The following is a 13,471-nucleotide window of genomic DNA, read 5'->3' as shown; positions in this document are numbered from 1 at the left end:
GGAGGTCCCGAGATCGGGCAGTTTGGTTCCTTTCCGGCTGCCAAAATGGAAGGGTTTGGTAGCGAGTGTCCAAGAAAGCCCAGGTCGCATTCTGCTCCTCCCGACTGCGTGGGAACCAAACTGCCCGATCTTGGAATGTAAGCGGCGTAAGGATGGAAACGGGTTGATAGCAGGTCAATTGATAAGGGTGGAGGTCGGCTTATGCCTTGGTAGCATGAGTGCGCGAGGAGGTGCCCCATGGCTACATTTCAGGACTTTGTAAAGCTGGCGAAGATCAGCATACAGGACAAGACGTCCCATAAGCGCATGAACGAGATTCTGCGCATCATGCACCAGTACCACGTGCTGGCCGGTTTAACGCCCGAGCGTGCCGTGGAGGTGCTGCAAGCTTTGGGTCCCACCTATGTGAAAATTGGCCAGCTGGCCTCCAACCGCTCCGATCTGCTGCCGAAAGAGTACTGCGACGCCTTCGAGAAGCTGCGCGACGATGCTGATCCCATGCCGTTTGCCACGGTGGTCGAGCAAATCGACAAGGCCTACGGGGCCTCATGGCATACGGTGTTCGCCTCCATCGATCCCGATCCGTTGGGTGCCGCCTCCATTGCCCAGGTGCACAAGGCGGTGCTGCTCGATGGCACGGTGGTGGCGGTCAAGGTGCGCCGGCCCGGGGTGGCCGAGTCCATGGCCGAGGACATCATGCTCATGAAGCACCTCATTGCCACGGGCGAGCTGGTCAGCAACAGCCATCGCGACATTCTGCTTTCCCTGGAAGGCTTCGTGGAGGAAATCGAGCGCACCACGGCCAACGAGGTGAATTTCACCATCGAGCTGAACAACTTGGTGCGCTTCCATAAAGAGATGGAAACCGAAGAGGGGGTCACCTCGCCGGTGCCCTATCCCGCCTACTCCACCGATTCAGTGCTGGTCATGGAGTTCGTGCAGGGCGTTGAAATTTCCGACACGGCGAAGCTGCGGGAGCAGGGGGTGGACGTGGAAGCCCTGGCGCGCCGCGTGTGCCAAAGCTACGTGACCCAAGTGCTCGACAACGGCTTCTTCCATGCCGACCCGCATCCGGGCAATATTCTGGTGCGTGACGGCGAAGTGGTCTGGATCGATCTGGGCATGGTGGGCAGCTTAACGGCCTCGGAGCGCATGCTGGTGGGCAAGGTGTTCACTGCCGTGGCCACGAACAGCGCCTACTTACTTATGCAGGCACTGACGGGACTCGTCCATGTGGTGGGGCCCGTCGACCACGGCGCGCTGCTGGATGATCTGGCACGACTCCTTTCCGAATACAGCACGGCGGAAATGAAGGACATCAACGTGGGTATGGTGCTCACCGAGGTGGTGGAGCTGCTGCGCAGCCAGAACATGGTGGTTACCTCGTCGGTGACCATGTTGGCTCGCGGCTTCGTTACTATCGAGGGCGTTATCGCCCAGGTGGCGCCCTCGATCAGCGTTATCGAAATTGTGTCCAAGCACGTCATTGCCCAGCAGGGCAGCCCGAAGAACATTGCCCAGCGCATGGTGGATCTGGCCATTGCGGGTACCGAGTCGGCCGAGGCGCTGGCAAAACTTCCCACGCAGCTGTCGAACACATTGGAGATGATCGATCGCGGGCAAATCAAGGTCAACGGTAATGTCGACGTGTCATCGCGGGTACTGGCCACGGTGTACGCCTCGGTGGGGCGCCTTTCGCTGGCGCTGCTGTCGGCGGGGCTTTTCCTGGGCTCTTCTATTCTGTGCACTACCGGCATGCAGCCGCAGTTCTTGGGCGTGCCGCTCCTGGGCGTGCTGGGATATCTGGGGGCTTTCGTGCTGGGGGTGTACACCATTGTGCGCATCATGGCCTCGCGCCATCGCCTGCTGAACAACGAAGAGCCGCGCTAGGCGTCACGGGAGCCAGGCGGGTCGCACGCTCCTGGGGCGCGGCTAGGCAACGCGATCCTTCAGGGCTCCCCGCGCCGAGCCGCTGAAGCGCGGAGCCGCAGCGCGGGGGTGGGCGATGGCTCGTAACATGGCGTCTACAGCTGGCGGCCTTTCAAAGGGCTGGTGGTAGAATGAATGCGTCTTTCATATATATGAGCAAATAGCTAATTAAATTGCTCTACCAGGGGAAAGGTGTTGCCATGTATCAGAAGATTCTTGTTCCCTACGACAAGTCCGACCCTGCGAAGAATGCCCTGCAGGCGGCTCTCGATCTGGCCGCGGGCGTGCCGGACGCCACCATCACCGTGCTTTCGGTGGTCGATTGGCATGACTTCAACGCCGAAACCTTCCGCATTGCCTCCCGTATGTCGGGGGTGCTGGGCGACTCTCTGGACATGGACGCCATCGCCGAGGTGGAAAGCGAAGCCGTGAAGGCCGACACCGATGCCATCGCTGCCGACATTGCGCCGCTGGTGGGCGATACCGCTGGTGTCGAAATTGCCGTGGTCAACGGCTCGCCCCACGATTCCATCACGGCCTATGCCGACGAGGGCGGCTACGACTGCATCGTCATGGGCCATCGCGGCCTGGGGGCTGTGCGCGGCATGCTGGGCAGCGTGTGCTACTCGGTGCTTCACAAGACCAGCGTGCCCGTCCTCATTGTGAAATAAGCTGTTCTGCTTGTCCTTCGGGATGCGCGGAAGCGCCGACGCTGAGGTGGCGGCAGGCATCTGCCGCCACCTCGCTGACTTCCTTAGGCGAACCTACGAGTTTAAACAAGACGGAAAGAAGGAACGATGGGTAGATCAGGCGGAGGCGGAAGCTTCGGCGGAGGCGGCGGAGGGTTTTCCGGCGGCTTCGGCGGGGGCGGGGGGTTCTCCCGCGGCCCCAGCTCGGGCGGTCGCTCTGGTGGGCCCAGTTTCGGGGGAGGCCGCTCAAGCGGACCAAGCTTCGGCGGCCATCCCGGTGGCTACTATGGCGGCGGCTTCGGCGGAAGCAGCTTCTGGGGTGGCTTTCTCGGGGGTCTTATGGGTTCCAGCCGGTCGGGTGGATCGGAGGGCGGGGGCAGTGTTCCTCCCCAGATGCCTCAGGGGCCGCAGCAGCCCGGGCCTGGGAACAGCGGCCAATCCGGATCTCCTCAGGGCACATCGCCGAACAGCGGTTGCGGAACGATCTTCATTATTGTTGCCGCCTTTATCCTTGTCGTGTTTCTCGGCATGGCGCTTTTCGGGGGTGGCTGTACGACGAATTCGGTGGCGGCTTCGACGGTAGAGCGCACGGCGTTGGCGCCAGGTTCCGCCCAGGAAACGGGCTACTATACCGATGAAGACGGCGATTGGATTCACAACACGGCCGTTCTGCAGAAAGGCATGCGCCATTTCTACGAGGAAACGGGCGTGTGGCCTTACGTGTACATTCTGCCCAACGGCAGCGTGACGTCCACGGCGGAACTCACCGATATGGCCCAGCAGCTTTACAGCCAGCTGTTCAGCGACGACGCCCACTTCCTTCTTGTCTTCTGCGACAACAACCAGGGTGGATTTAACGCGGGTTATTGGGCGGGCAGTCGCGCGCGCACGGTTATGGATGACGAGGCGGCTGAGGTGCTGGCCGATTATCTCTGGGTGCAATACCAGGACGCACCGTCAGAGGAGGAAATATTCTCCAATGCCTTCGCCGATACGGCTGACCGTATCATGACGGTTACGCCTTCACCATGGCCGGTGGTTGCGGTGGCGGTTGCTGTCATAATCATCGCCATCGTGGTGTTTGTGCTGGTGCGTCGTCGTCAGCAGGCCAAGCAACGCGAGGCCGAGCGCATGGAGCAAATCCTGAACACGCCGTTGGAAACCTTTGAGGATTCCTCGCTGAAGGATCTCGAGCAGAAATACGCCGAAGCATCATCGGCTCCGCCGGTAACCTCGTCGAAGCCCATTTCTGACGACCCCATTCAGCGCTAGATGTTTGGGCGCTCTGCTGCAAGACAGCGCGGCGCACAAGCCGCCCCTGTTGGAACCACCTTCGCTTTGTGCGAAGTTTGCCCCGGCCCTTCGGGCCACGACCTAGGCCGCTCAGGCCAGAGAGGAGCACCCCCATGGGTATTCTCGATCGTTTCGCCTCCATCGTAAAGGCGAACATCAACGAGCTGTTGGACAAGGCCGAAGACCCGGAGAAGATGGTCGATCAGTACCTGCGCGAGATGACGGAGTCCCTCGCCGAGGTGCGCGAGGCCACCGCGGGCGTCATGGCCGAGGAAAAGCGTACGAAGAAGCTGGTCGACGACAATATGGCCGAAATGGCCAAGTACGAGGATCTGGCAAAGAAGGCCCTGGCCGCCGGAAACGAGGACGACGCCCGCACGTTCCTGGCGAAGAAGCAGGAGCTGGCCGGCCGCACCGAGGGCCTGACCATCGCCTACGAAGGCGCCAAGGCCAACGCCGATAAAATGCGCATGATGCACGACAAGCTGGTCAAGGACATCGAAGAGCTGAATGCCCGCAAGGCCACCATCAAGGCCAAGGCTGCGGTAGCGAAGACGCAGGCCAAGGTGAACGAGATGACCTCCGCGGGCGACCGCGCTGAGGGCGCGCGCAGCGCCTTCGATCGCATGGAGGCCAAGGCCGACGACATGCTCGAGCGCGCCAATGCCGTGGCCGAGCTGTCCGAGAAGCCGAAGGATCCCACCGAGGAACTGGAGAAGAAGTACGAGCAGGCCGGAGTTACTGCTGCGGTCGATGACGATCTGGCTCGTCTGAAGAAAGAGATGGGTCTCGACTAGCTCGTGCTAGTCGTTTCCATAGCCGCAGGGTCCGCTTTCGGGAGGGAAGGCGGACCCTGTTTTTGTTGGGTGGGGTTGGCTTTTGCGCGGACGCTTCGGCTCTGGTTAAATCCCCATTTGCACTTTGTTTGCGCCGCAGAGTAGCAGAAACAAATCAGGCCAGGCGGAAAATACCGTCTGGCCTGGTCTTTCTTAAATGGTGCGGGCGAGAGGACTTGAACCTCCATGGGGTTGCCCCCATACGGACCTGAACCGTACGCGTCTGCCAATTCCGCCACGCCCGCAGGTGCACTTTGGCATTGCCAAAAGAGCGTTGACTATCATAGCCGACCCCGCGAGGTGACGCAAGGGGTAATTTTGTCCCGATGCAAACTTTCTGCGAAGCATGCCGAACGGAGTGAGGCGATGCTGGGCAGAAAGATGCTCTGTTGAGGGGGCGTTTGCTGCCATCGAGCCGCGGACCGCCGTTGATAGCTGCCGGACATCGCTCGGTCAGGGGATTCAGCTACTCCTCGCGCAGGATGGTGTTGGCCGTCTCCTTCAAGGCGGCGTCAGTCATGTCCTCCTGACGGCGCTCGCCCTTTTCCTCGTAGCCGATCTTGTCCTTCAGCTCATGGGTGGCCTTGTCCTTGGCGCGCTCTTCGCGGTCTTTCGCAGCGCGCATCTCATCGCCCACGTGGTCCTTCAGGTGCTTCAGCATCTCGTGCTCGTGCTCGCGATCGATGCGGGCGTCTTCGCGGCTGTCGGGAATTTCCAGGCTCATGGTGAGCTCCTTTCCTTGGTTTGTCCTGCGCTTTAAGAGCGTTCCGACGTTCGACAAAAGCACAATGCGTCGGCGCGCTTTGATGATGCGCTGCCTCTACTTTAGTGAGCAACCGCCATTGCGGCATTCACCGACCCCATTCGTCAACGAATTGCAACGCCTTTGATCCCTGATCTTCTCGTATCGGCTCCCCGCTGCCAGGGTTGCCGTGCTCTGGCGGCTATAATGGTGGAAAGAGAGCAGCCGCGCAGCGATAGCTGCGCGTTCGGACAAGGAGGATCGTATGGCGGAAGCAACGCCCGTCGTGGGCATCATCATGGGATCGGAATCGGACATGCCGGCCATGGAGCCGTGCATGGCGCAGTTGGATGCCCTGGGGGTTCCCTATGAAGTAAAGGTGGCCAGCGCCCACCGCAAGCCGGCCGTCGTCCACGAGTGGGCCGAGACGGCCCGTGATCGCGGCATCAAAGTGATCATCGCCGCCGCGGGCAAGGCGGCTCACCTGGGCGGCGTGGTGGCGGCCTTTACGCCGCTGCCGGTTATTGCCGTACCCATGAAGACCAGCGATCTGGGCGGCTTGGACTCCCTGCTGTCCATGGTGCAGATGCCCTCCGGCGTGCCCGTGGCCTGCGTGGCCATTAATGGCGCGAAGAACGCGGCTATTCTGGCCGTGCAGATGATGGGCACCAACGACGAGGCCATGTTGCAGAAGGTGGCCGACCTTAAGAAGGACATGGCCGAGGCCTAAAGCGCAGGGCGACGGGCGCAGGTGACGGCGCCCTTATCGGGGTTCTGGCAGGCGTTCGATCCGATGGAGCAGTCGGACGGCTTCTGACCCACCCTGGTTCAACGCGGGAAACGGATATCGCATGAAGCAACTTTTAATGGGAAACGAGGCGTTCGCCCATGCGGCCCTGGAGGCTGGGGTGAACGTAGTGGCGGGCTATCCTGGCACGCCCTCCTCAGAAGTGGTGGAAACGGTGGCGAAGCTGCACGGGCAGGGCGTCGCTCAGGACGTGCATGTGGAATGGTCCACGAACGAAAAGGCCGCCCTTGAAATGCTGGCCGGCGCTTCATACTGCGGAGCGCGTGTGCTATACACTTGCAAGCAGGTGGGTCTGAACGTGGCCTCGGACGCGCTGATGTCGCTCAACTATGTGGGCGTGCGCGGCGGGTGCGTGCTGTTCGTGGCTGACGATCCCGGCCCCATTTCGTCCCAGACCGAGCAGGACACGCGCCGCTTCGGCTCCTTCGCGAAGGTGCCGGTGCTCGACCCGTGCTCGCCCGATCAGGGCGTGGCCATGATGAAGGCCGCCTTCGAGCTGTCCGAGCGCTACGATACGCCGGTTATCGTGCGACCTACCACGCGCATCTGCCATGCCTCCACCTTCTTCGAGGTGCAGGAGGAGACCCACGGTCGTCCGCTGCCCGCCGACGGCTTCCAGAAGGATCCGAAGTGGGTCATCTTTCCGAAGCGTGCCTACGAGGCCCACGGCGAGATTGTTCGCCGTTTGGCCCGCATGGCATGGGATTTCGACTTTGATCCGGCGTTCTCGCAGTTCAACCAGGTGTTTGAAGGCGGCGGAATCGCGGCGCCGAGGGAGGCCGCTGCGGCGGCTGCGGCTGCGAGTGCGACGGCGGTAGGGAGCGCGCAGGCGGCTGGGGCGGACGACGCCTCCGGCGCCCCTACCATTGGCATTGTGGCTGGTGGCGTGTCCGTGGCCTACGCCCGCGAGGCCCTGGGGCTCATCGAGCGCGCGGCCGCTGCGGCCGGCGTGGCGGTGCCCCGCTACCGCTTCATGGCCGTGGGCACCCCGTATCCCTTCCCCGCAGAAACGGCCGCAGCCTTCGCTGCCGGGCTGACCGACGTCATTGTGTTCGAGGAGCTGGACAGCGTCCTTGAAGAGGAGATGCTCAAGCTGGCCGGTGCCCGCGGTCTGAACCTGCGGGTGCAGGGCAAGTTGACCGGCTCGGCCAACGACCGTGGCGAGAACTCCACCGAGAACATTGCCGGACGCCTCGGGCGCTTCTTCGACCGCACCAGCGGTACCGATGGGGTGGCTGGCCTGGTTGATCGCGCCATTGCGGGCGGCAACGGCCTTGCCTATGATGGGCCGCTTCCGGTGCGGCCGCCAGTTTTGTGTGCCGGCTGCCCTCACCGCGGGAGCTTCTACGCGGTCAAGCGCGCCCTGGGCAAGCGCCCCGCGGTGCTGACGGGCGACATTGGATGCTACACCTTGGGCAATGCCCAGCCGCTCGATGCGGTAGACACCTGTCTGTGCATGGGCGCCGGCCTCACCATGGCCCAGGGTTTTGCCGTGGCCGAGCCGGGGAAGAAGGCAGTGGCCTTCATCGGCGACTCCACGTTCTTCGCCAGCGGTATGACCGGCGTGGCCAATGCGGTGTACAACGGCCACGATGTCACCTTCGCCATTCTGGACAACGCCACGACGGCTATGACCGGCAGCCAGCCTCATCCGGGCACGGGCGTGACGCTGATGGGCGAGGAGCGTCGACCCATTGTCATTGAAGAGGTGCTGAAGGGGCTCGGCATCGAGTGCATCACCTTTGCGAATCCCCACTCCCTGGAAGGTGCCACGGAAGCAGCTCGTCGGGCCATCGATTTCGAGGGCCCTTCGGCAGTCATCTTCCGTGCGCCCTGCATTCAGCTGAAAAAGCCCGCAGCGCCGGTGGCCATCGACGCCGATACCTGCACGGGCTGCAAGAAGTGCATCACGTCCATCGGGTGTCCGGGCATCGGCTTCGATGCGGCGCGGCGCGGGCCTGCTTCTCGCGAGCGCGGCCAGGCGTTCGTGGATGGCAGCCTGTGCGACGGTTGCGGCCTGTGCGTGCAGGTGTGCCCCTTCAACGCCATCGCAAATCCGAACGAGGCTCCTGTTGACCTGCCCCTTTACGGCCGAGTGCTGGAAGACGAGATGAACGATTTTCAGCAGACGGAAATTAACGGCGAGCCTGATGAAACGCCGGGGGAGGCCCTGGGACAGGCCGAGGGCCTCGGATCTGACGGGGTTGCCGTAGCGCGCTGCATTGTGCACAGCGATGATCCGACGGGGCCCATCGACGGACTCCCTGTGTCGGCGCCGGAAGGAGGCTGCCATGATTAACGTTCTTCTTGCCGGCGTAGGTGGTCAGGGCACCGTACTGGCGGCGAAAGTGCTGGCCCAGGCGGCGCTGGCCCGTGGATGGCAGGTGCGCACCGCCGAGACCATCGGCATGGCCCAGCGCGGCGGCAACGTCACCAGCCATGTGCGCATGGGCTCCGAGGGTGAGGAAGTGTTCTCATCGCTGATCACGCCGGGAACCGCTGACATGGTCATTGCTCTTGAGCCGGGCGAGGCGGCCCGCGCACTGCCCTACTTGGCACCAGGCGGCGTGCTGGTGACGGCTACCACGGCCATCCAGCCCGTAACCGCGGCCCTGGCCAGTCAGCCCTATCGCGCAGGCGACGTGGTAGCCGCGTTGGAAAACGCCCTGCAAAAGAATGCCACGCAGGAGCAGCAAGCGGAAGCGGAGCGCGAGGAGGTGTTCGGGGACGCCGCAGCTGCGGCCGGCGCCGTCGGGGATGGCCGCAGCCTCAGCGATTGCAGTGCGGGCGCAACCAGCGCAAGCGCCCCTAGCGCTGCGCGTGGGACTTTTGCTGCCGCGGGCAAAGACGCCCAGGCCCCGGGCGTCGGAGGCTATCCCGTGCCGTTGTTCGTGCCCGTGAACGATGAGGCGCTGGTGACGGCCTTGGGCCCGGGTTCTCGCAAGTCGCTCAACATGATGCTGCTGGCGGTGGCCGTGGCGCAAAACCGCATTCCCCTCACGCTGGACGAGGTGAAGAAAGCGGTAGAGGCCTGCGTAAAGCCCCAGTTCGTAGCCATGAACCTCCAAGCCATCGACCACGCCGCCGAGGCGTACGGGTAGGGACTGTCTGTCCAGGTGTTCGGATAGGGAGCTGTTCGCCCGGGCGTACGGGCAGGGGCTGATCTCCGAGGTCACGGCTGCCGCTGATGCTTTGCATGAACGTATCGGCGTCAATCCGCCAGAATGCCGCCGCCAATGCCGCTGTTGGGTAATGCAGGGCCCGCTACGCGAACGGGACCCCTTGGTTTCCCTGTCTATTAAAGCGTGAACTGCCTGGGAGAGGCTGGTGTTTTCGTGCGCAGTCCCAGGAGGTACGGTAACAGGTGGGGCGAGAGAAGTTTCGCTGAGTCCAATTCTGCTGAACCTTGCGGGATGGTCAATCAGGGCCCGTTTTCCATCGACGCACCGTAAATAGGAACTTTTTGGTCAATCAGACGGCGTTTTCCATCGATTTGCTTCCACTGCGAAACGAGCGCAAGAGAGCCCGCCTTTCTGACCTGGTCTTTTCCCGACGCCAAAAAGGCGCGATGGAAAACGCAGGCTGATTGACCACCGAATCGATGGAAATCGGCCCCTGTTTGACCAAAAATCTCTTGTTGACATATCGTCGATGGAAAACGGGTCCTGATTGACCAGAGGACCCAACCGCGGTTGTTCTAGGTGCGTTTGTCCCGCGGGAGCGCCGCGTTTGGATGGTCACACCCTCCCGGTTTCTGCGTGGGCTAATTTACGAGTGATATTTGTGCTCCTTCTTAATGTCGCGTCAGTGGCTGTTAATAATTCGGAAAGAAAGAATGCGGACAGAGGTAATGGCTATCTCAAGGCGGATTTTTTACTCTGAAAGCGTGCCTCGGAAGCCGAGAAGGACTTCCGGGGCCACGAGAGGAAGAGGAGGATCAATGGCAACCTATCTTGAGAAGTTCAAGCAGGCGTCGATGCTGAACCGTCGCTCCTTCATGAAAGCCGGCGCGGCTGCAACCGTTGCTTTGGCGGGAGGTTCGTTGGTGGCGTGCTCGTCTCCCAGCCGCTCGAGCGACGAGTTGGCTACCACGGGGGAGACTCCAGCCGAGGAGGGTACCTGGCTTACGGCAGCATGCTGGCATAATTGCGGCGGCCGCTGCTTGAACAAAGTGCTTGTGCACGAGGGCAAGCCGATTCGTCAGAAGACCGACGACACTCACGAGGACAGTCCCGACTATCCCCAGCAGCGCGGATGCCTACGTGGCCGCAGTCAGTCGCAGCAAGTTTTCGCAGAAGACCGTATCAAGTACCCGCTTAAGCGCAAGGGGTGGAGTCCCGATGTCCCGAACGGCGAACTGCGCGGCAAAGACGAATGGGAGCGCATCAGCTGGGATGAGGCGCTCGACTATGTGGCTGACGGGCTAAAGCGGGCGAAGGAGCAGTACGGCAATCGTTCGATCCTGTTGCTTAAGGGGTGGAACCCCGAGATGACGCGAACGCTGGGCGCTTTTGGCGGTTTCACGAACTTCTGGGATACGAATTCCTATGGCTCTTGGTCGAAGACGCCGTTTCTGATCGGCTTCCATCATGACAACATGCAGGATCAGACCATTAACGACCGCTATGACCTGCGCAATTGTGAAACTATCGTCATGATGGCCATGAACCCTGCGTGGAGTGCTGCTGGCAGTCAAATGTGGAACTATTGGCAGGCCAAGGCCAATGGGGCGAAGTTCATCGTGATCGATCCCATGTACAGTGAGACGGCATCGACTCTCGATGCCCAGTGGATTCCCATTCGCCCTGCCACTGATATGGCATTTCTGCTTGGTGTGGCCTACGCCATGCTTGATCAGGATGAGGCTGAGGGTCTGATTGATTGGGATTTCCTCAACCGTTGTACGGTTGGTTTCGACGCCGACCACATGCCGGCCGACGCCAAGGAAAAGACCAACTTTAAAGATTATGTGCTGGGTGCTTACGACCACACGCCCAAAACGCCCGAGTGGGCAAGCGAAATCTGCGGTGCCAGCCCCGAGGACATTCGCATGCTGGCAAGCGCCATGGGCAAGGATCACAAGGTGGCCTTCCTGGTATCGGCGGCATCGGCTCGCGTGAATGACACCGACAACCTGCCGCAGATTATCATGACCGTGGGTGCCATGGGCGGCCATATGGGCAAGTCTGGTCATATGACGGGTACTACCATGCACGTGACCTCGGGAAATGGCGGCCCTGCACTCATTAAGGCGGGCAAGGACGGCCTGCCTGAGATCGAAAACCCGGTGGACGACCACATTAACGGCAACGAAGTATGGGACGCTGTTCTCAATGGCACGTATACCTTTACGGGTACTAAGCACTATGATCCTGCCGAGAAGCGCGACATCGATATTCATGTCATTTACCACTCCAGCGGCAATAAGATGCAGACGAATGTGGGTATGGCGCGAGCCATTGAGGCTCATCGCAAGGTGGACATGGTGGTGGCCCATGCGCAGTTCTACACGACGGCGGCGCGGTACTCCGACATTATTCTGCCCATCAGCACCGAATGGGAGCGCTTTGATGGTCTGTTCGGAGGAACCTTGGGTCACAAGTCCAACCGCGAGATGATGGTGGCCTACCAGCAGATTATCGACCCTCTGTACGAAAGCAAGTCCGATCAGGACATCGCCTGCGAACTGGCCGAGAAGCTGGGTCTTTCTCGCACGGATGTGTACCCCTTCGACGTGAAGCAGCAGTACTTCAACCAGCTGGCCTCTATGGAGGTATGCGACGAAGATGGCAAAACCTACGTGCCGGCCGTGGGCATTACTCAGGAAGACATCGATGCTCTGGGCGTCGAAGGGTCGCCGCAGGAGGGTAAGCTGCCCTATCAGGAGCTGAAGGATCTTGGCGTCTATCAGGTGAAGCGCCAGCCGGGTGACAACTACGGCTATATTGCCTTCGAGGACTTCGTGAAGGATCCCGAGGCCAACCCTGTCGAAACGCCCTCGGGCAAGCTGGAGATCTACTGCCAGACGCTGGCCGACACGTACAACGCTATGGGCTGGAGCAACGTGACCCCCATTCCCACCTATGTAAAGGTGACGAACGGGTACGAGGACGCCTCGGCGAAGGGGGCGGAGTACCCTCTGCAGGTGATGAATCCTCACTATCTGCGTCGTGCTCACAGCGTGTTCGACAATATCGGCTGGTTGCGTGAGGCATGGGCCAACCCCGTGTTCATTAGCACGGCTGACGCCCAGGCCGCCGGAGTTTCCGATGGCGATACGGTGCTCATCTCGAGCCCCTATGGGCAGTGCGTGCGCAATGCGACCGTGTATGCCGGCTTGATGCCTGGTGTGGTCGCACTTCCCCATGGCGCTTGGGTGGCGGTCGATGAGGCGACGGGCATTGATCAGGCCGGTGCCGACAATTACCTTACGGGTCCCGCTCCTAATGGCCAGGGCACCTCGGGATACAACTCGGCTCTGTGCAAGATTGAGAAGTATACGGGCGATGCGCTGGGCGCCGATGCCGATCAGCCGCTTCGCGTTGTCTGCAAGGACGGTGAATAATCCATGGCCGACGTTAAAGAGAACAAAGCACCGCAGGGCTTCTACTTCAACCAGCAAGCTTGCGTGGGGTGCCGTACTTGCCAGGTGGCTTGCAAGGACAAGAATGATTTGGATGTGGGGTACTTGTTCCGCAAGGTCGAGACGTTTGAAATCGGTGAGTTCCCCAAGCCCGCAGTGTTCCATTACTCGGGCGCCTGCAATCACTGCCACACGCCAGCCTGCGTCGAAGTGTGCCCTGCTGGTGCCACCTACATCAACGAGGAAGACGGCACGGTGCAGCACGATGACGACAAGTGCATCGGGTGCGAGTATTGTACGAAGGCCTGCCCCTACAGCCACCCGGTGCTGATCAAGGAGCTGAAAGTAGTGCATCGCTGCGATGGGTGTATCAACCTGCGTGCTGCAGGCGAGCAGCCGGCTTGCGTGGCCGCCTGCCCCATGCGCGCTCTTGAGTTCGGCCCGATCGAGGAGCTTCGTGCGGCCCATCCGGACGGGGTGAACCAGATATCGGTTCTGCCGGATGCCTCGCAGACCGATCCTTCGGTAGTCATTGATGCTCGACCGGCAGCCTTGGAGGGTGAGCCGAAGCGCTTGACCATGTAAGTTTCT

At 61.3% G+C, this 13,471-nt stretch carries 10 protein-coding genes and 1 tRNA gene; 9 read left to right on the top strand and 2 right to left on the bottom strand.

Going from position 1 to position 13,471, the window contains the following annotated elements; all coding sequences use genetic code 11:
* The first annotated feature begins 237 nt into the window (after positions 1-237).
* From PZH32_RS00940 to PZH32_RS00925, 4 genes are all read left to right on the top strand, one after another.
* Positions 238-1,890 carry an ABC1 kinase family protein gene (locus tag PZH32_RS00940; protein ID WP_275205761.1) on the top strand — a complete coding sequence of 551 codons (1,653 nt, stop codon included), beginning with the start codon at positions 238-240 and terminating at the stop codon, positions 1,888-1,890.
* A gap of 239 nt (positions 1,891-2,129) precedes the next feature.
* The gene (locus PZH32_RS00935; RefSeq protein WP_275205760.1) at positions 2,130-2,600 is read left to right on the top strand and encodes a universal stress protein; all 471 of its coding nucleotides are present in this window, start codon (positions 2,130-2,132) and stop codon (positions 2,598-2,600) included.
* A 582-nt stretch (positions 2,601-3,182) separates the two neighbouring features.
* Positions 3,183-3,890: a hypothetical protein gene (locus tag PZH32_RS00930; RefSeq protein ID WP_275205759.1), complete on the top strand. Its 708-nt coding sequence runs from the start codon at positions 3,183-3,185 to the stop codon at positions 3,888-3,890.
* A gap of 134 nt (positions 3,891-4,024) precedes the next feature.
* On the top strand, positions 4,025-4,708 hold the full coding sequence (locus tag PZH32_RS00925; RefSeq protein ID WP_275205758.1) for a PspA/IM30 family protein: 684 nt from the start codon (positions 4,025-4,027) through the stop codon (positions 4,706-4,708).
* A gap of 197 nt (positions 4,709-4,905) precedes the next feature.
* Here PZH32_RS00925 and PZH32_RS00920 read toward each other — a convergent pair.
* A tRNA-Leu gene (locus PZH32_RS00920) sits at positions 4,906-4,992 on the bottom strand.
* A 221-nt stretch (positions 4,993-5,213) separates the two neighbouring features.
* The gene (locus tag PZH32_RS00915; RefSeq protein ID WP_275205757.1) at positions 5,214-5,471 is read right to left on the bottom strand and encodes a hypothetical protein; all 258 of its coding nucleotides are present in this window, start codon (positions 5,469-5,471) and stop codon (positions 5,214-5,216) included.
* Between the two features lie 283 nt (positions 5,472-5,754).
* On the opposite strand from PZH32_RS00915, the gene purE reads away from it, so the two are divergent.
* The 5 genes from purE (at position 5,755) to PZH32_RS00890 (ending at position 13,465) form a co-directional block, all read left to right on the top strand.
* Positions 5,755-6,219: a 5-(carboxyamino)imidazole ribonucleotide mutase gene (gene purE, locus PZH32_RS00910; protein ID WP_275205756.1), complete on the top strand. Its 465-nt coding sequence runs from the start codon at positions 5,755-5,757 to the stop codon at positions 6,217-6,219.
* Between the two features lie 121 nt (positions 6,220-6,340).
* Positions 6,341-8,596, top strand: coding sequence for a thiamine pyrophosphate-dependent enzyme (locus PZH32_RS00905; protein WP_275205755.1), 2,256 nt, complete (start codon positions 6,341-6,343; stop codon positions 8,594-8,596).
* Positions 8,589-9,398, top strand: a complete 810-nt coding sequence (locus PZH32_RS00900) for a 2-oxoacid:acceptor oxidoreductase family protein (RefSeq protein ID WP_275205754.1) — start codon at positions 8,589-8,591, stop codon at positions 9,396-9,398. Before PZH32_RS00905 ends, PZH32_RS00900 begins: the two co-directional genes overlap by 8 nt.
* A gap of 839 nt (positions 9,399-10,237) precedes the next feature.
* A complete protein-coding gene (locus PZH32_RS00895; RefSeq protein ID WP_275205753.1) occupies positions 10,238-12,862 on the top strand; it encodes a molybdopterin-dependent oxidoreductase in 2,625 nt (874 codons plus the stop codon).
* Between the two features lie 3 nt (positions 12,863-12,865).
* The gene (locus PZH32_RS00890; protein WP_275205752.1) at positions 12,866-13,465 is read left to right on the top strand and encodes a 4Fe-4S dicluster domain-containing protein; all 600 of its coding nucleotides are present in this window, start codon (positions 12,866-12,868) and stop codon (positions 13,463-13,465) included.
* The last annotated feature ends 6 nt before the right edge of the window (positions 13,466-13,471 follow it).

It is taken from the genome of Adlercreutzia equolifaciens (genome assembly GCF_029076695.1).
In the GTDB taxonomy this organism is placed as follows: Bacteria; Actinomycetota; Coriobacteriia; order Coriobacteriales; family Eggerthellaceae; genus Adlercreutzia; species Adlercreutzia equolifaciens_A.
The sequence above is the reverse complement of the archived record's forward strand: the minus strand, read 5'-3'. Positions and strand labels throughout refer to the sequence as shown.